Consider the following 17,161-nt stretch of genomic DNA (forward strand, 5'->3'; position numbering starts at 1 on the left):
CGAGAGGAATGAACCCGACCATGCCGATCGCGTTCGCGTACACGTTGATCGTGTTGCTGATGATCACCAGCGTTATCCTGACCCTGCTGATCCTGCTGCACCGGGGTAAGGGTGGCGGCATGTCCAGCATGTTCGGCGGTGGCGTGACCTCGAGCCTGGCCGGTTCCTCGGTCGCGGAGAAGAACCTGGACCGGTACACGGTTCTCGTGGGTGTCATCTGGTTCGCCTGCGTCGTCGGGCTCGGCTTCTGGCTGAAGCTCGCGGTGGCTTCCTGACCCGCGGGTAGAGTCGTAGAATCGCCGCGCGGCCGGTTTTACCGGCCGCGCGGCTTTTGTTTCCGAACGCCGGTTTTCTTTGCTCTGCCGGAGCATCCACGCTCTTTGTTGAGCCCTCCCCATGTGACAGGAGTGACGTCCGTGTCCAGTGGCAGCGCTATCCGCGGTAGTCGCGTCGGCTCCAGCCCGATGCGACCCGACGAGCGCACCGAGCCCGCCCCCCGCCGCCAGGTGAACTACTTCTGTGCGGCCGGCCATGACAGCCGCATCTGGTTCTCCGCCGAGGCGCCGGCCCCCGACACCTGGGACTGTCCGCGGTGCGGGCAGCCCGCCGGGCTCGACCAGGAACGCCCGCCCGGGCGGCAGCGGAGCGAGCCGTACAAGTCGCACCTGGCCTACGTGAAGGAGCGGCGGTCCGAGGAGGACGGCGCGGCGATCCTCGCGGAGGCGCTGGCCAAGCTGCGCCAGCGTCGCGGCCGGGCCTGACACCCGTCGCTCAGCACGGTCCCGGCCGGCCGCCGGGGCTGTTTCCGAGGCCTTGAGCCCGCCGACACCCACCCGGGTCGAGGCGGGCCTTTCGCTTGCGCTCAAGGCAACTGCTTCCGGGGTACGGCGGGGCCGGGCTCCCGCCGTACCGAAGCCGGCCGTTGATCTTGATCTTGATCCTGGCCCGGGAAACCGGGTCAGAGCGGGCTGGTGTCCCGGCCCAGGAAGAGCGCGCCGGAGTCCTGAACCGGCAGGTCCCGGAAGCCGAGCCGCTGGTAGAACGCGTAGGCGCCGTGGTTCGACGGCGCCATGCCCAGGTGCACCCGGTGCACCCCGGCGGCCCGCAGCCCGGCCAGGAACGCGGCCATCAGCCCCCGGCCCTGCCCCCGCCCCTGCCACTCCGGCAGCAGGTCGATGTGCAGGTGCGCGGGGTGGCCGGCGAGCTCGGGGTGGATCATCCGCTCCGGGTGCCGGTGCAGGTCCAGCATCTCCTCGTCGCGCGGGTCGCCGTCGACCAGCCGCGCCGCGGTGACCGGCAGCCACTCGGCCCGGTAGCGCTCGACGAACTTCGCGGTGTCCGCGGCGCCGATCACGTAGCCGACCGCGCGCCCGGTCCCGTCGTCGAGCACGTGCGCGTGCTCCGGCTCCAGGATCACGTAGGGCGCCGCCCAGATGTCCCCGAGCAGGCGGTCGGAGCTGTACTTCCCCCGGGCGTCCTGGCCCGCGTCACCGGTGCGGACGCAGATGTCGTAGATGGCGTCGAGGTCGCTCGATCGGTAGGCGCGTATCGCAACTGGCACCTACCGAAGTCTACGGATGGCAGCATGGTCGGAATGAACTGGACTCTCGAGGTGGTCGTCGTCCCGGTCGCCGATATCGACCGGGCCAAGAAGTTCTACGCCGAGCAACTCGGCTTCCAGGTCGACCACGACACGTCCTTCGGCGAGGTGCGCATCGTGCAGCTGACCCCGCCGGGCAGCGGCTGCTCGATCGTGATCGGCCGGGGCGCGGTGCCGGACATGCCGCCCGGCTCGCTGAAGGGCCTGCAGCTGGTGGTCCGCGACATCCGGGCGGCGCACGCCGAGCTGGTGGCTCGCGGGGTCGACGTCAGCGAGGTGACCACGCTGGGGGAGAACCCGACGCCGACCCCGGATCCGCTGGACAACGTCGGGTTCGTCTTCTTCAGCGACCCGGACGGGAACGGCTGGGCGGTGCAGCAGATCTCGTCGCGCGCCTGACTTTCTAGCGCTTCGAGGCCGCCGCCTCATCAAGAAGGAACAGCGTCTTGCGTACGCCGTGAGCCTGTCCCGCCGGAAGGTCCCCGCCCCGCAGCACCGTGCCGATCGGCTCGGCCTTGTCCGGCCCGGCCGCCACCAGCCACACCTCGTCGGCGTTCCGGATCGTCGCCAGGGTCAGCGTGATCCGGGTCGGCGGCGGCTTCGGGCTGTCGTAGGTGGCCACCGCGACCCCGCTGCGCTCCAGCACCGGGTGCCCGGGGAAGAGCGACGCCACGTGCCCGTCCTCGCCCACGCCGAGCATCAGCACGTCGAAGCGGAGCCCGGCCGCGGTCAGCTCCGCGGAGTAGCGCGCGGCGGCCGCCTCCGCGTCGTCGCCGTCCGGCCCGTCGCTGGCCGGCATCGCGTGCACCCGGGCCGGGTCCAGCGGCAGCGCGTCCAGCACCGCCGCCCGGGCCTGGGTCTCGTTGCGGTCCGGGTCACCGGCCGGCAGGAAGCGCTCGTCGCCCCACCACAGGTCCACCCGGGACCAGTCGATCGCCGCCGCGGCCGGCAGCTCCCGCAGCTGACCCAGCACCTTGGCGGCCACCCGGCCACCGGTCAGCACCACGCTCGCCGTGCCGTGCACCGCCTGCGCGTCGATGATCCGGATGACGAGCCGTGCCGCCACCGTGGACGCCAGGATGTCGGCGTCCGGAACCACCACGACCACGGTCTCACTCAAGTTGGCTCTCCTTTGGTGACGAAAGGGCCGCCCGCCACCGGCGGACGGCCCCTCACTCGAAAAAACGATGCTCAGCCGGCCATCGCGTCGGTCGGGCTGGCCGCCCGGGCCGCCAGCGCCGGATCCTTCCAGACGTGCACGCGCATCGGCGGGCGGAGGTCCAGACCGGACAGGCCGGCCATCGCCCCGAGCGCCTCCGCGTAGATCTGGTCGGCGTCGAGCCGGCGCAGCTCCTCGGCGAGCTCGTCGCCGACCGGCCGCTTCGGCAGCGGCATGTACCGGTCCTCCTGACCGGTCCGGCTGAACAGCGCGGTGCCCTCCTCGCGGGTGACCCGCACGCAGTCGCCGTTCTCACACTGCAGCTCGACCGAGAGCAGCCGCGGGGACCGGTCGGTGTGCTGGAGCACCGGCTCGATGCCGAGCCGGGACTTCAGCCAGCCGAGCATCAGCCAGGCGGTCGGGTCCTTCTCCGGCGCCACGATCGTCGCGCCGGTCACCCGGGCGTCGGTGGTGTCGAAGGCGCCGGCCACCAGGGTCCGCCACAGCGTGATCCGGGTCCAGGTGAGGTCGGTGTCGCCGGGCGCGTAGTCGACCGCCCGCTGCCGCAGCGCGGCCACCGGGTCGGGCGCCTGCGCGCTGTCGGTGATCCGGCGGTCCGAGATGATGCCGAGGAAGTCGTTGGCGATCATGTTCGGCGGCTCCTCGTGCCACCAGGTGACCACCGGGACGTCCGGGGCGAGCAGCGGGATGACGACCGACTCGGCGTGCAGCGCCAGCCGGCCGTACATCCGCATCACGACCGCCTCGGCCGGGCCCAGCCGGCCGCCGACGACGATCTCCGCGTCCAGCCGGCTGCGGCCGTCCAGGTCGGAGCGGACCACGATGAGCACCCGGCACGGGTGGGCCGCCGCCGCGATCGTCGCGGCCGCCTCGGCCTCCCGGACCTTCTTCTCCTCGACCACGGCGATCAGGGTGAGCGCCAGGCCGGAGGCGACGCCCCCGGCGCTGCGGCGTTCCGCGGTGAGGGCCTTGACGACCTCGTTACCGGTGGTGTCCCACAGCCCGATCATGCTCGCCTCCAGGCGCGGCCTTCGTTTTCCAGCATTTCGTCGGACGCCCGCGGGCCCCACTCGCCGGACCGGTACGGCTCCGGTGTGGTGCCCGCCCAGGCCGCCTCCAGCGGGTCGATGACCCGCCAGGACTGCTCCACCTCGGCGGCGTCCGGGAACAGCGTCCGGTCGCCGATCAGCACGTCCAGCACCAGGCGTTCGTACGCCTCCGGGCTGGACTCGGTGAAGGCCTCGCCGTACTGGAAGTCCATCGCGATGTCGCGGACCTCCATGGCGGTGCCGGGCACCTTGGAGCCGAACTTGAGCACCACGCCCTCGTCCGGCTGCACGCGCAGGATCAGCTGGTTGTGGCCCAGCATCTCCACGTCGGCCGGATCGAACGGCAGGTGCGGCGCCTTCTTGAAGAGGATCGCGATCTCGGTGACCCGGCGCGGCATCCGCTTGCCGACCCGCACGTAGAACGGGACGCCCGCCCAGCGCCGGTTCTGGATGCCCAGGCGGACCGCGACGTACGTCTCGGTCTTGGAATCCGCCGGGATGTTCTTCTCCTCCAGGTAGCCCGGAGCGCGCTCGCCGGCCACCCAGCCCGGCAGGTACTGCCCGCGGACCGAGCCCTTGGTGATGTCGGCCGGCAGGCTGATCGCCTTGAGCACCTTCAGCTTCTCGGCCCGCACCTCCTGCGGGTCGAAGCTGGTGGGCTCCTCCATGCCGACCAGCGCGAGCAGCTGGAGCAGGTGGTTCTGCAGCACGTCGCGGGCGGCGCCGGACGCGTCGTAGAACGCGGCCCGGGTGCCGATGCCGACGTCCTCGGCCATGGTGATCTGCACCGAGTCGACGTACTTCGAGTTCCACACCGGCTCGAACAGGCTGTTCGCGAAGCGCAGGGCCAGGATGTTCTGGACCGTCTCCTTGCCCAGGTAGTGGTCGATCCGGTAGACGTCGGCCGGATGGAACACGTCGTCGACGAGCTGGTTCAGCGAGACCGCGGTGGCCAGGTCGTTGCCGAACGGCTTCTCCACCACCACCCGGCGCCAGCCGCCGAGCTTGTCGCTGTCCGCCAGGCCGGTGCGGTTGAGCTGGTTGAGCACCAGCGGGAACGCGGCCGGCGGGATCGAGAAGTAGAAGGCCGTATTGCCCTGGATGCCGTTGCGCTCGCGCAACTGGTCCAGGGTCTCGGAGAGTTTGTCGAAGTCGTCGTCGTTGTCGAACGAGCCGGGAACGAACTGGAACTGGCTCGAGAGCCGCTGCCAGACGTCTTCCCGCCAGGGCGTACGCGCGCCCTTCTTGGCGGCGGCGTAGGCCAGCGACTCGAAGTCGCCGTCGCCCCAGTCCGCCCGGGCGAAGCCCACCACGACGAAACCGGGAGGCAGCAGACCACGGTTGGCCAGGTCGTACACGGCCGGGATGAGCTTCTTACGGGACAGGTCACCGGTGACCCCGAAGATCACCAGAGCGCAGGGCTCCGGAATCCGCGGAAGACGTCGGTCCTGTGCGGTACGCAGCGGATTACCCACGTTGCCATCCTGCCAGTTTTTCGCGAACGGAGCGGCCTGTCGCGAAGTGTTCCGCGACAGGCCGCAAGGTATTCGTCAGGCGCCGGCGCCGGCCGCCTTCAGCGACTTGTCGACGTTGACGAGCAGGTCCTTCCAGGCCGACTCGAACTTGTCGACACCCTCGTCCTCGAGGACCTTCACGACGTCGTCGAAGTCGATGCCCACCGACGCCAGGTCGGCGAAGACCTGCTTGGCGTCGCCGTAGTTGCCGGTGACGGTGTCACCCTTGGTCTCGCCGTGGTCCGCGTACGCCACGATGACCGACTCCGGCATGGTGTTCACCGTGCCGGGCGCGATCAGCTCCTCGACGTAGATCGTGTCGCGGAAGTCCGGGCTCTTGGTGGACGTGGAGGCCCACAGCGGCCGCTGCGGGTTGGCTCCGGCGGAGGCCAGCGCCTTCCAGCGGTCGGTGCCGAAGACCTCCTCGTACGCCTCGTAGGCCAGCCGCGCGTTGGCGATCGCGGCCTTGCCCTTGAGGCCCTTGGCCTCGTCGCTGCCGATCTTGTCGAGGCGCTTGTCCACCTCGGAGTCGACCCGGGAGACGAAGAACGACGCCACCGAGCCGATCTTGGACAGGTCGTGGCCGTTCGCCTTCGCCTGCTCCAGACCGGTCAGGAACGCGTCCATGACCGCCCGGTAGCGCTCCAGCGAGAAGATCAGCGTGACGTTGACGCTGATGCCGGCCGCCAGCGTCGACGTGATCGCGGGCAGGCCGGCCAGCGTCGCCGGGATCTTGATGTACAGGTTCGGCCGGTCGACGAGCCACCACAGCGTCTTCGCCTCGGCGACGGTCGACGCGGTCTCGTGCGCCTTGCGCGGGTCCACCTCGATCGAGACCCGGCCGTCGACCCCGTTGGAGGCGTCGTACGCCGGGCGCAGCACGTCGGCGGCGGCGCGGACGTCGGCGCCGGTCATCAACCGGACCGCCTCCTCCACCGTCACGCCCTGGACGGCCAGGTCACGCAGCTGCGAGTCGTAGGCGTCCGCGTCGGACAGCGCCTTCTGGAAGATGCTCGGGTTCGTGGTGACCCCGACCATGTGCTGCTCGCGGCGCATCTTGTCGAGCGAGCCGCTGGTCAGGCGAACGCGGGAGAGGTCGTCGAGCCACACTGCCACGCCCTGGGCGGACAGCTCAGCCAGTCTGTCGGTCATTACCTTCAACTCCTGTCAGTTGCCGGTCTTGTGACCGGTGATCTCGCCGACCTTGGCCAGCGAGGCGTTGGCCTTCGCCACGACGTTGTCCGCGGTGAAACCGAACTGCTCGAAAAGGATCTTGGCGGGGGCGCTGGCGCCGTAGTGCTCGATGCTGACCGCCTCGCCGGCGTCGCCGAGGATGCGGTCCCAGCTCATCCGGATGCCGGCCTCGACGGTGACCCGGGCCTTCACCCCGTTCGGGATGACCTCCTGCTGGTACGCCACGTCCTGCTGGAAGAACCACTCCTGGCAGGGCATCGAGACGACCCGCGTCGGGGTGCCCTCGGCCTCCAGGCGCTCCTGCGCGGTCAGCGCGATCTGCACCTCGGAGCCGCTGGCGATCAGGATCACCTTCGGGGTGCCGGTGGACGCCTCGGACAGCACGTAGCCGCCCTTGAGGGTGCCCTCGGCGGACGCGAACTTCGTCCGGTCGACGGTCGGCAGGTTCTGCCGGGACAGCGCCAGCGCGGTCGGCCGGTCGGTGTGCTCCAGCGCGCCGCGCCAGGCCCACGCGGTCTCGTTGGCGTCGGCCGGGCGGACCACGTCGAGGCCGACGATCGCGCGCAGCGCGGTCAGCGTCTCGATCGGCTGGTGCGTCGGGCCGTCCTCGCCGAGGCCGATCGAGTCGTGCGTCCAGACGAAGGTGACCGGCAGCTTCATCAGCGCGGAGAGCCGGACGGCGCCCCGCATGTAGTCGCTGAAGACCAGGAACGTGCCGCCGTACGGCCGCGTGCCACCGTGCACCGCGATGCCGTTCAGGATCGAGCCCATGCCGTGCTCACGGATGCCGAAGTGCAGCGTGCGGCCGTACTCGTTACCCGGGAAGGCCTTGGTGGCGTACTCCGACGGGATGAAGGACGGCTCGCCCTCCATGGTCGTGTTGTTGCTCTCCGCCAGGTCGGCGGACCCGCCCCACAGCTCGGGCAGGATCGGCGCGAGCGCCTTCAGGATCTTGCCGGACGCGGCCCGGGTGGCCAGGCCCTTCTCGTCCGCGGGGAACTCCGGCAGCGCCTTGTGCCAGCCGTCCGGCAGGGTCCGGGTGGCGAGCCGGTCGAAGAGCGCCTTGCCCTCGGCGTTGCCGGCGGCCCAGGCGTCGAACGCCTTCTGCCACTCGGCGTGCTCGGCCTTGCCGCGCTCGACGGCCTGCTGCGCGTGCTTGACGACCTCGTCGTCGATGGCGAACGGCTCGTCGGCGAAGCCGAGCAGCTCCTTGGTGGCGGTGATCTCGGCGGCACCCAGCGCCGAGCCGTGGATCTTGCCGGTGTTCCGCTTCTTCGGCGCCGGCCAGCCGATGATCGTCTTGAGGACGATGAACGACGGCTTGTCGGTCACCTGCTTGGCGGCCTGGATCGCCGCCCAGAGCGCCTCGACGTCCTCCACGTACGGCTCGGAGGAGCGCCAGTCGACGGTCTGGACGTGCCAGCCGTACGCGGCGTACCGGGCGCCGACGTCCTCGGACTTGGCGATCCGGGTGTCGTCCTCGATGGAGATCTGGTTGTCGTCGTAGATCACCGTGAGGTTGCCGAGCTTCTGCACCGAGGCGAGCGCGCTCGACTCGTGGCTGACGCCCTCCTCGATGTCGCCGTCCGAGGCGATCGAGTAGACGTAGTGGTCGAACGGGGACTCGCCGGCGGCGGACGCCGGGTCGAACAGGCCACGCTCGCGGCGGGCCGACATGGCCATGCCGATCGCGTTGCCGATGCCCTGGCCCAGCGGGCCGGTGGTGATCTCCACACCGGGGGTGTGGCCGTACTCCGGGTGACCCGGGGTCAACGAGTCCCACTGGCGCAGCGACTGCAGGTCGGCCAGCGAGGTGCTGTAACCACTGAGGAAGAGCTGAATGTAGAGGGTGAGGCTGGAGTGACCGCAGGACAGCACGAACCGGTCGCGGCCCGCCCAGTGGGGGTCGGTCGGGTCGTGCCGCAGCACGCGGTTGAACAGCAGATAGGCGGCCGGTGCCAGGCTCATGGCCGTGCCGGGGTGGCCGTTGCCGGCCTTCTCGACGGCATCCATGGCCAGCACCCGAACCGTGTCGACCGCCTTGCGGTCGAGGTCGGACCAGTTGAGAGCAGGAATGTTGGCACCCACGTCTGTTGTGCTCCCTCGGGCAGGATTGTGGAACCCTTTTCGGCTTGACCCTATCCAGTAGGGCTAAACGTCTGCGCAGCGAACGCCGTAGGCACATACGCTGTGAGCGGACACACGGTTGAAGTGTGTGATGGTCTCCACCCGTGCCGGGTGCCCCGAGCAGCGGAGACGGTGGCGCGTAGGCTGTCCGGGCGGCTCGGCCGGGTCGATCATCGACCGGCAGGCGGCCGCGAGTTGGTCCAAATGCCGGAAGGTGGCTGTCCGTGAGCATGATCACCGAGCGTTCCGTCCAGCGACGGTCGCCCGGCGTGGCGGAGCCTGCGCCACGCGTCGAGACACGACGTGACCGGATGGCGGTGTTCCGCGCGTACGTCGCGCTGACCAAGCCGGCCATCGTCGAACTGCTGCTGGTCACCACGGTGCCGACGATGATGCTGGCCGCCGGCGGGTGGCCGGACCTGGTCACCTTCTTCGCGGTGCTGGTCGGGGGCGCACTGGCGGGTGGCGCGGCGAGCGCGCTCAACTGTTACATCGACCGCGACATCGACGTCCTGATGAAGCGGACCAAGCGGCGGCCGCTGCCGACCCACCAGATCACCCCGCGCGCGGTGCTGATCTTCGGGTTGACGCTGGCGGTGGTGTCGGTGGTGCTGATGGCGCTGCTGACCAACTGGCTGGCGACCGCGCTGACCGCGTTCTCGATCTTCTACTACGACGTGATCTACACGCTGTGGCTGAAGCGCCGCACCCCGGCGAACACGTTCTGGGGCGGCGTCTGCGGGGCCGCGCCGGTGGTCATCGGCTGGGCCGCGGTCACCGGTTCGATCTCCGCGATGGGCTGGGCCCTGTTCGCAGTTGTCTTCTTCTGGCAGATGCCGCATTTCTACGCACTCGCCATCAAGTACAAGGACGACTACGCCCGGGCCGGCATCCCGATGCTCCCGGTGGTGCGCTCGGTGGCCCGGGTGAACTTCGAGATCATCCTCTACACCGTCCTCACCGTGGCGTCGTCGCTCGCCGCCTGGCCGCTCGGCCGGGGCCTCGGGCTCGGCTGGATCTACGGCGGGGTGGCGATCGTGACCGGCGTCGCGTTCCTCGGTGAGTCGGTGCGGCTGGTCTACCAGACCCGCAACGGCGGCATGGTGAAGCCGATGCGCCTGTTCCAGCTCTCCATCACGTACCTGACGCTGCTCTTCATGGCGATCGCCGTCGATGCGCTGGTCTGAGATCGCCCTCGGTGATCTGGTTACGGGGAAGTCGCACACGATGCCCGGATTGTGACGCGTGTCAACTACTGTCCGTCACTCATTAGGCTGATCTTAGTTAACCGACATATCGGTCGCAATTCGGGCATAACAATGCGTCAAAAAGCTAAACCCGCAGGTAACGGGTGTCACAAAAGGCATCCGGAGTACCCCGCGGCGCGTCGCTGATTGCTTAGGCTGCGAGTCATGGCAGAAGGTTCCGTAACGACGCTGACATCTGAGATCAAGTCTTTCGCCGCCGGGCACGGCGGTGCGAAGGCGGTCATCGAGTACGTCGGCAAGCGCGGCGCCCGCATCGTTCTCGTCGGCGAGGACGGCGAGTGGTCCGACCAGTTCGCCCAGGACACCGGCGTCGCGCGGCAGGCGTGCGAGGGTGCGGGCGTGCAGATCGAGAACGAGTGGGAGCGCGAGCTCCTGGAGCAGATGCGGCCCAGCAACGACCTCTGGCGGTCGATGGCACGCCGGAGCATGGCGCGCTGATGCCCGCCGTCGACGCCCGGGTCGCCCTGGTCACCTGCGCCGCCTTCCCCGACCTGTGGGAGGACGACCACCCGCTGCGCGACGGTCTGCGCGAGCGCGGCGTGGTCGTGGACGTGGTGCGCTGGGACGACACGGACGCCGACTGGTCCGTCTACGACCTCACCGTGATCCGCTCGCCGTGGGACTACGTCGCCCGCCACGACCAGTTCGTGGCGTGGGCGCGCGGCGTCCCGCGGCTGGCCAATCCGGCCGACATCATCGCCTGGAACACCGACAAGCGGTACCTCGGCGAGCTCGCCGCCGCCGGCGTCCCGGTCATCCCGACCGGCTTCGTCGCCCCCGGTGAGACCTGGGACCCACCGGCCACCGGCGAGTGGGTGGTCAAGCCGACCGTCTCGGCCGGCAGCCAGGACACCGCCCGCTACCTCCTGCCCGCCCAGCAGGCAGCGGCCCGGGCACATGTCACCCGCCTCACCGGCGCCGGCCGCACCGCGATGATCCAGCCGTATCTCTCCGCGGTGGACACGCTCGGCGAGACCGCGCTGCTGTTCCTTCCGGACGCCGCCGGCGACCTGACGTTCAGCCACGCCGTCCGCAAGGGACCGATGCTCACCGAGCACGGCGAGCACGAGATCAACCCGGGCAGCGAGGACATCACCCCGCGCACCCCGTCGGAGGCCGAGCTCGAGGTCGCCCGCCGCGCCCTCGCCGCCGTCCCGGACGGCGCGAAGCGCCTGCTCTACGCCCGGATCGACGTCATCCAGGGCCCGGCCGGCACGCCGCTGATGCTCGAGTTCGAACTGACCGAGCCCTCCCTGTTCCTCAGCGAGTCCCCGGACGCCGCCGCCCGCCTCACCAGCGCCGTCCTCGCGAGACTCTGACCCCTTAAAGACCACAATCTTTCCGCGGTACGGCCGTTCGGCCCGCCAACCGCACCAGCCCGTCCACGACCCACGGTCCGCGACGCCCGCGCCCCACCGGGCCGCCACGGCGCCGCCGCCTGGTGCGCGGGTGCGCGAGGTGGTCTCGCTCCGGGCCGCCGCCGCGCCGCCGCGCCGCCGCGCCGCCGCCCGGTGCGCGGGTGCGCGAGGTGGTCTCGTCCCGGGCCGCCGCCGCGCCGCCGCCCGGTGCCGACCGCCGCGTCCCCTCAGCCGGTTCCGTGCCCGGCTGTGGTTCCGCCGGTGACCATCCTGGCAGGAATCGAGATGCCGCGTCGGTTGCCTGTGGACAGTGCGCCACTGTGGAAAACCGCCGCTGAGCGGCGGCGTGTGCTAGGGGATCAGGCGGCGGGGACCGGCTCCTGGGCCGGCGTCGGCGCTGCGGAGGTGGGCGCCTCCTGCGGGAGGGCCGCCCGCTCGCGCATCGACCACAGCACCCCGAGCGTCGCCGTCCAGACCAGGCCGGCGCCGAGCATGTGGGCGGCGACCAGCGCCACCGGCAGGTGCGTGAAGTACTGCACGAAGCCGATCAGCCCCTGTGCGAACTCCACCACGACCAGCGTCAGCGCCGCGCGGACGGCGGCCGCCGGGGCCGGGACCGCGCGGAGCGCGAACCACAGCGCCACCGAGAGGCCGATCAGCAGGAACACCAGGTCCGCGTGGACCTGGGAGATCGCCGCCGGGTCCAGCCCGTTGCGCTTGGCGCCGCGGTCGCCGGAGTGCGGGCCGCTGCCGGTCACGATCACGCCGACCGCGACGACGGCCAGGCTGGCCAGCGTGGTGAGCGCGCCGAGGACGCGCAGCGGGGCGGGGACCAGCGGGGCCGGGCGGGCGTCGCCCTCGTCGATCCGGCGCCAGAACGCGTACGCCACGGTGATCAGCGCGATCGAGAGCAGGAAGTGCAGCCCGACCACCCACGGGTTCAGGTGGGTCAGCACGGTGATCCCGCCGACCACGCCCTGCATCGGGATGCCGAACCCGACCGCGACCGACAGCCAGACCAGGGACCGGCGGCGCGGCCGGTGGCCGAGCGCGCCCAGGAAGCACGCGATGGCCAGGAAGACCAGCACGAACGTGAGCATCCGGTTGCCGAACTCGATGACGCCGTGCACGCCCATCGCGGACGTCGTCGTGTAGGACCCGTCCGTGCACTTGGGCCAGGTGGGGCAGCCGAGGCCGGAGTCGGTGAGCCGGACCGCCGCGCCGGTGACGATCAGCGCGACGTTGGCGACCAGGGACGCCAGGGCCAGCGGGCGCAACCAGGCGGCGAACGGGCGTAACAGCGGCGCGAAGGACTTCACCCGTGGCATCGTACGCGCCAATTTGATCTTGAATTTAAGGCCCGGTGTGGTGGATCACCGAAGGCCGGTTTGCAGCTCCCGGAGGAAATACGTAACGTTGGCGTAGTGAAATACCAGGTGCAGCTAGGCGACGGTGCCGCGGCGACTGCCGCGGCGTCGGACGGCCGCACCCGCGATCGGGTCGCCCAGCTCCTGCAGCGTGGCCCGGCCACCGCCGCGGAGATCGGCGGCCAGCTGGGCCTGAGCCCGGCCGCGATCCGCAAGCACCTGGACGCGATGCTCGCCGATCAGCTGGTCGAGACCCGCGAGGTGCGCCGCACCGGCCCGCGCGGCCGGGGCCGCCCGGCCAAGGCGTTCGTGCTCACCGCCGCCGCCCGTGAGGATCTCAACCCGCACCACTACGACAATATCGCCGCCGCGGCGCTGCGCTGGATCGCCCAGCACCACGGCCCGGAGGCGGTCTCCGCGTTCGCCGGATCCCAGATCCAGGCGCTGGAGGACCGCTGCCGCACGGCCCTGCAGGAGGCCGGCCCCGACCCGCTCGCGCGGGCGGAGGCGCTCGCCGACGCGCTGACCGCGGAGGGCTACGCTGCCAGCGCGACCACGATCGCGTCCGGCGGACAGTTGTGCCAGCACCACTGCCCGGTGGCCCACGTGGCTGCCGAGTTTCCTCAGCTGTGCGACGCCGAGACCGAAGTCATCTCCCGGCTCATCGGCACCCACGTGCAGCGCCTCGCCACCATCGCGCACGGCGACGGGGTGTGCACCACGCACATCCCCGCCCCCATCCAACCGCCCCGCCCGCCGCCCCTAAAACGGACTGCGACTGCCTTTATGCACACCGCCGCAAACACGGTTAGGACAGATACATGACTGACCAGATCGTCACTCAGGAAGAGCACCTGGCCGCACTCGGTAAGTACGAGTACGGCTGGGCCGACGCCGATGTCGCGGGTGCGACCGCGCAGCGTGGCCTCTCCGAGGCGGTGGTGCGCAACATCTCCGCGCTGAAGAGCGAGCCGCAGTGGATGCTCGACCTGCGTCTGAAGGGCCTGCGTCTGTTCGACCGCAAGCCGATGCCGTCGTGGGGCGCCGACCTCACCGGCATCGACTTCCAGAACATCAAGTACTTCGTGCGCTCCACCGAGAAGCAGGCCGCCACCTGGGACGACCTGCCCGCGGACATCAAGAACACGTACGACAAGCTGGGCATCCCGGAGGCCGAGAAGCAGCGCCTCGTCTCCGGCGTCGCCGCGCAGTACGAGTCCGAGGTCGTCTACCACGCGATCCGCGAGGACCTGGAGGCGCAGGGCGTCCTGTTCCTGGACACCGACACCGCCCTGCGCGAGCACGAGGAGCTCTTCCGGGAGTACTTCGGCACGGTGATCCCGGTCGGTGACAACAAGTTCGCCGCGCTGAACACCGCGACCTGGTCCGGCGGCTCGTTCATCTACGTGCCGAAGGGTGTGCACGTCGACATCCCGCTGCAGGCCTACTTCCGGATCAACACGGAGAACATGGGCCAGTTCGAGCGCACGCTGATCATCGCCGACGAGGGCAGCTACATCCACTACGTCGAGGGCTGCACGGCGCCGATCTACTCGTCCGACTCGCTGCACTCCGCGGTCGTCGAGATCGTCGTGAAGAAGAACGCCCGGGTCCGTTACACGACCATCCAGAACTGGTCGAACAACGTCTACAACCTGGTCACCAAGCGCGCCACCTGCGAAGAGGGCGCGACCATGGAGTGGGTCGACGGCAACATCGGCTCCAAGGTGACCATGAAGTACCCGGCGGTCTACATGACCGGCGCGCACGCCAAGGGCGAGGTGCTGTCGATCGCGATGGCCGGCGCGGGTCAGCACCAGGACTCCGGCGCCAAGATGGTGCACGCCGCGCCGCACACCTCCTCGACGATCATCTCCAAGTCGATCGCCCGTGGCGGTGGCCGTACGTCGTACCGCGGTCTCGTCCAGGTCCTCGAGGGCTCCGCGCACTCGAAGAGCACGGTCAAGTGCGACGCGCTGCTGGTCGACACGATCTCCCGCTCGGACACGTACCCGTACGTGGACATCCGCGAGGACGACGTGAACATGGGCCACGAGGCGACCGTCTCCAAGGTCAGCGAGGACCAGCTCTTCTACCTGATGAGCCGCGGTCTGACCGAGGACGAGGCGATGGCCATGATCGTGCGTGGCTTCATCGAGCCGATCGCCAAGGAGCTCCCGATGGAGTACGCGCTGGAGCTGAACCGGCTGATCGAGCTGCAGATGGAAGGGGCCGTGGGTTAAAACCCGGCCACCTATTCAAAGCGGACATAAGGAAGAAATGACAACCGAGGTCATCGCCCCGCCGAGCACCAAGTCGCAGGTGCTGCGCTCCTTCGACGTCACCGACTACCCGGCCCTCAACGGCCGGGAGGAGGAGTGGCGTTTCACCCCGCTCAAGCGGCTCCGTGACCTGGTCAAGGCCACGTCGTTGACCGGCGCCGCCCCGTCGGTGGAGCACGGCGACCTGCCCGCCGGCGTGACGGTGTTCAGCGCCGACGACGTGGACCCGGTGCTCACCCCGTTCGACCGGGTCAGCGCGCTGGCCTACGGCTCGGCCGCCGGCGTCACCGTGATCGAGGTGGCGGCCGAGGCCGAGCCGGCCGAGGCCGCCGTGATCCAGGTGGTCGGCAAGGGCGGCGACGCCGCGGCCGCGCGCACCGTGGTGCGGGTCGGCAACTTCGCCAAGGCCACGATCGTGCTGGAGCAGACCGGCACGGTCACCCTGGCCGACAACATCGAGGTCGTGATCGGCGACAGCGCCCAGCTCACCCTGGTCACGGTCGCCGACTGGGACCGCGACGCGGTGCAGGCCCAGCACGTCAAGTTCCGGGTCGGCAAGGACGCCCGGGTGCAGCACGTGCAGGTCACCCTCGGTGGCGACCTGGTCCGCCAGTTCACCAGCGTGGAATACGCCGGTCGCGGCGGCGACGCCGAGCTCTGGGGGCTGTACTTCGCCGACGCCGGCCAGCACCAGGAGCACCGTCAACTGGTCGACCACAGCGTGCCGGACTGCCGCAGCTACGTGGGTTACCGCGGGGCGCTGCAGGGCGCGTCCGCGCACACCGTCTGGGTCGGGGACGTGCTGATCCGGGCCGCTGCCACCGGCACGGACACCTATGAGATCAACCGGAACCTCGTCCTGACCGACGGGGCGCGGGCTGACTCCGTACCCAATCTGGAAATTGAAACCGGCGAAGTGGCCGGTGCGGGACACGCGAGCGCGACCGGTCGCTTCGATGACGAGCAGCTGTTCTACCTGATGGCGCGCGGCATCCCGGAGGGCGAGGCGCGCAAGCTGGTGGTCCGCGGCTTCTTCGCCGAGCTGATCAACAAGATCCCGGTCGAAGCGTTGCGCGAGCGCCTGGGCGACGCCATCGAGGCCCGTCTGGTGGAGGCCGGCGCTTAAATGGCTTTCGAGAACGTCGGCCCGGTGACCGACATCGCGAAAGGCACCGCCCTCCAGGTGGAGGTCGACGGTGTCGAGATCGCGGTGGTGCACGCCGACGACGACAACTTCTACGCGGTACGGGACGAGTGCAGCCACGCCTCGGTGGCGCTCTCCGAGGGTGAGATCGACGGGTGCACGCTGGAATGCTGGCTGCACGGATCCCGTTTCGATCTTCGTACCGGGGAGCCCTCCGGACCGCCCGCCATCGACCCGGTGGCGGTCTACCCCGTCGAGATCCGCGACGGAGACATCTACGTTTCGACGACACCGAGCAATGGAGTAGAGCCGTGAGCACCCTGGAGATCCGCGACCTGCAGGTTTCGGTGAAGCTGCCGGATGGCGAGCTGAAGCCGATCCTCGCCGGGGTCGACCTCACCATCAAGTCGGGCGAGACGCACGCCATCATGGGCCCGAACGGCTCCGGCAAGTCGACGCTGGCCTACTCCATCGCCGGCCACCCGAAGTACCAGATCACCGGCGGCTCGGTGACCCTGGACGGCCAGGACATCCTGGCCCTGACCGTGGACGAGCGGGCCCGGGCCGGCCTCTTCCTGGCGATGCAGTACCCGGTCGAGGTCCCCGGCGTCTCGGTGGCCAACTTCCTGCGGACCGCGAAGACCGCGATCGACGGCGAGGCGCCGAAGCTGCGCACCTGGGCCGGCGAGCTGCGCGGGGCCATGGAGAAGCTGCAGATGGACCCGGCGTTCGCCCAGCGCAACGTCAACGAGGGCTTCTCCGGCGGCGAGAAGAAGCGGCACGAGATCATGCAGCTCGAGCTGCTCAAGCCGAAGATGGCGATCCTCGACGAGACCGACTCCGGCCTCGACATCGACGCGCTGCGGATCGTCAGCGAGGGCGTCAACCGGGTCCGGGCGAACGGCGAGACCGGCTTCCTGCTGATCACCCACTACGTCCGGATCCTGCGCTACATCAAGCCGGACTTCGTGCACGTCTTCGTCGGCGGCAAGATCGTCGAGGAGGGCGGCTCCGAACTGGCCGACCGTCTCGAGGCCGAAGGCTACGAGAAGTTCCTCGCCAAGGCCTGAGGAGACCG

General features: G+C 69.9%; 18 protein-coding genes. 11 read left to right on the forward strand and 7 right to left on the reverse strand.

Features of this window, described 5'->3' with window-relative positions; all coding sequences use genetic code 11:
* The first annotated feature begins 20 nt into the window (after positions 1-20).
* Both secG and L3i22_RS09075 read left to right on the forward strand, forming a co-directional pair.
* On the forward strand, positions 21-275 hold the full coding sequence (gene secG, locus L3i22_RS09070) for a preprotein translocase subunit SecG (protein ID WP_221326519.1): 255 nt from the start codon (positions 21-23) through the stop codon (positions 273-275).
* A gap of 141 nt (positions 276-416) precedes the next feature.
* Entirely contained in the window at positions 417-761 is a 345-nt protein-coding gene (locus L3i22_RS09075) for an RNA polymerase-binding protein RbpA (protein ID WP_221326520.1), read from the forward strand.
* A 197-nt stretch (positions 762-958) separates the two neighbouring features.
* On the opposite strand, the gene L3i22_RS09080 is transcribed toward L3i22_RS09075, so the two are convergent.
* Entirely contained in the window at positions 959-1,561 is a 603-nt protein-coding gene (locus L3i22_RS09080) for an N-acetyltransferase (protein ID WP_221326521.1), read from the reverse strand.
* Between the two features lie 33 nt (positions 1,562-1,594).
* On the opposite strand from L3i22_RS09080, the gene L3i22_RS09085 reads away from it, so the two are divergent.
* On the forward strand, positions 1,595-1,999 hold the full coding sequence (locus L3i22_RS09085; protein WP_221326522.1) for a VOC family protein: 405 nt from the start codon (positions 1,595-1,597) through the stop codon (positions 1,997-1,999).
* 4 nt (positions 2,000-2,003) lie between these two features.
* Here the strand turns inward: L3i22_RS09085 and pgl are convergent, their stop codons facing one another.
* From pgl to tkt, 5 genes are all read right to left on the reverse strand, one after another.
* On the reverse strand, positions 2,004-2,720 hold the full coding sequence (gene pgl, locus L3i22_RS09090; protein WP_221326523.1) for a 6-phosphogluconolactonase: 717 nt from the start codon (positions 2,718-2,720) through the stop codon (positions 2,004-2,006).
* Between the two features lie 71 nt (positions 2,721-2,791).
* The gene (locus L3i22_RS09095) at positions 2,792-3,790 is read right to left on the reverse strand and encodes a glucose-6-phosphate dehydrogenase assembly protein OpcA (RefSeq protein WP_221326524.1); all 999 of its coding nucleotides are present in this window, start codon (positions 3,788-3,790) and stop codon (positions 2,792-2,794) included.
* Positions 3,787-5,304, reverse strand: coding sequence for a glucose-6-phosphate dehydrogenase (zwf, locus tag L3i22_RS09100; protein WP_221326525.1), 1,518 nt, complete (start codon positions 5,302-5,304; stop codon positions 3,787-3,789). Before zwf ends, L3i22_RS09095 begins: the two co-directional genes overlap by 4 nt.
* A 75-nt stretch (positions 5,305-5,379) precedes the next feature.
* The gene (gene tal, locus L3i22_RS09105; protein WP_221326526.1) at positions 5,380-6,495 is read right to left on the reverse strand and encodes a transaldolase; all 1,116 of its coding nucleotides are present in this window, start codon (positions 6,493-6,495) and stop codon (positions 5,380-5,382) included.
* 15 nt (positions 6,496-6,510) lie between these two features.
* Entirely contained in the window at positions 6,511-8,625 is a 2,115-nt protein-coding gene (tkt, locus tag L3i22_RS09110) for a transketolase (protein WP_221326527.1), read from the reverse strand.
* Between the two features lie 269 nt (positions 8,626-8,894).
* Between tkt and L3i22_RS09115 the strand changes: the two genes are divergently transcribed.
* From L3i22_RS09115 to L3i22_RS09125, 3 genes are all read left to right on the forward strand, one after another.
* Entirely contained in the window at positions 8,895-9,851 is a 957-nt protein-coding gene (locus L3i22_RS09115) for a heme o synthase (RefSeq protein ID WP_221329871.1), read from the forward strand.
* Between the two features lie 225 nt (positions 9,852-10,076).
* On the forward strand, positions 10,077-10,370 hold the full coding sequence (locus tag L3i22_RS09120; RefSeq protein WP_221326528.1) for a hypothetical protein: 294 nt from the start codon (positions 10,077-10,079) through the stop codon (positions 10,368-10,370).
* Positions 10,370-11,251: a RimK family alpha-L-glutamate ligase gene (locus L3i22_RS09125; RefSeq protein WP_221326529.1), complete on the forward strand. Its 882-nt coding sequence runs from the start codon at positions 10,370-10,372 to the stop codon at positions 11,249-11,251. Before L3i22_RS09120 ends, L3i22_RS09125 begins: the two co-directional genes overlap by 1 nt.
* Positions 11,252-11,649: 398 nt before the next feature.
* On the opposite strand, the gene L3i22_RS09130 is transcribed toward L3i22_RS09125, so the two are convergent.
* Entirely contained in the window at positions 11,650-12,618 is a 969-nt protein-coding gene (locus L3i22_RS09130; protein WP_221326530.1) for a heme A synthase, read from the reverse strand.
* A gap of 78 nt (positions 12,619-12,696) precedes the next feature.
* Here L3i22_RS09130 and L3i22_RS09135 point away from each other — a divergent pair, with 78 nt between their 5' ends.
* The 5 genes from L3i22_RS09135 to sufC are packed head-to-tail and all read left to right on the forward strand — an operon-like array spanning position 12,697 to position 17,153.
* Complete coding sequence (locus L3i22_RS09135) at positions 12,697-13,482, forward strand: helix-turn-helix transcriptional regulator (RefSeq protein ID WP_370644532.1); 786 nt, start codon at positions 12,697-12,699, stop codon at positions 13,480-13,482.
* On the forward strand, positions 13,479-14,900 hold the full coding sequence (sufB, locus tag L3i22_RS09140; RefSeq protein ID WP_221326531.1) for a Fe-S cluster assembly protein SufB: 1,422 nt from the start codon (positions 13,479-13,481) through the stop codon (positions 14,898-14,900). The genes L3i22_RS09135 and sufB overlap by 4 nt, the downstream gene beginning before the upstream one ends.
* Positions 14,901-14,937: 37 nt before the next feature.
* On the forward strand, positions 14,938-16,065 hold the full coding sequence (sufD, locus tag L3i22_RS09145; protein ID WP_221326532.1) for a Fe-S cluster assembly protein SufD: 1,128 nt from the start codon (positions 14,938-14,940) through the stop codon (positions 16,063-16,065).
* The gene (locus L3i22_RS09150; RefSeq protein ID WP_221326533.1) at positions 16,066-16,398 is read left to right on the forward strand and encodes a non-heme iron oxygenase ferredoxin subunit; all 333 of its coding nucleotides are present in this window, start codon (positions 16,066-16,068) and stop codon (positions 16,396-16,398) included. It abuts the gene before it with no gap.
* Positions 16,395-17,153, forward strand: a complete 759-nt coding sequence (gene sufC / locus L3i22_RS09155) for a Fe-S cluster assembly ATPase SufC (protein ID WP_221326534.1) — start codon at positions 16,395-16,397, stop codon at positions 17,151-17,153. The genes L3i22_RS09150 and sufC overlap by 4 nt, the downstream gene beginning before the upstream one ends.
* Positions 17,154-17,161 lie beyond the last annotated feature (8 nt).

The sequence above is a fragment of the Actinoplanes sp. L3-i22 genome, assembly GCF_019704555.1.
In the GTDB taxonomy this organism is placed as follows: Bacteria; Actinomycetota; Actinomycetes; order Mycobacteriales; family Micromonosporaceae; genus Actinoplanes.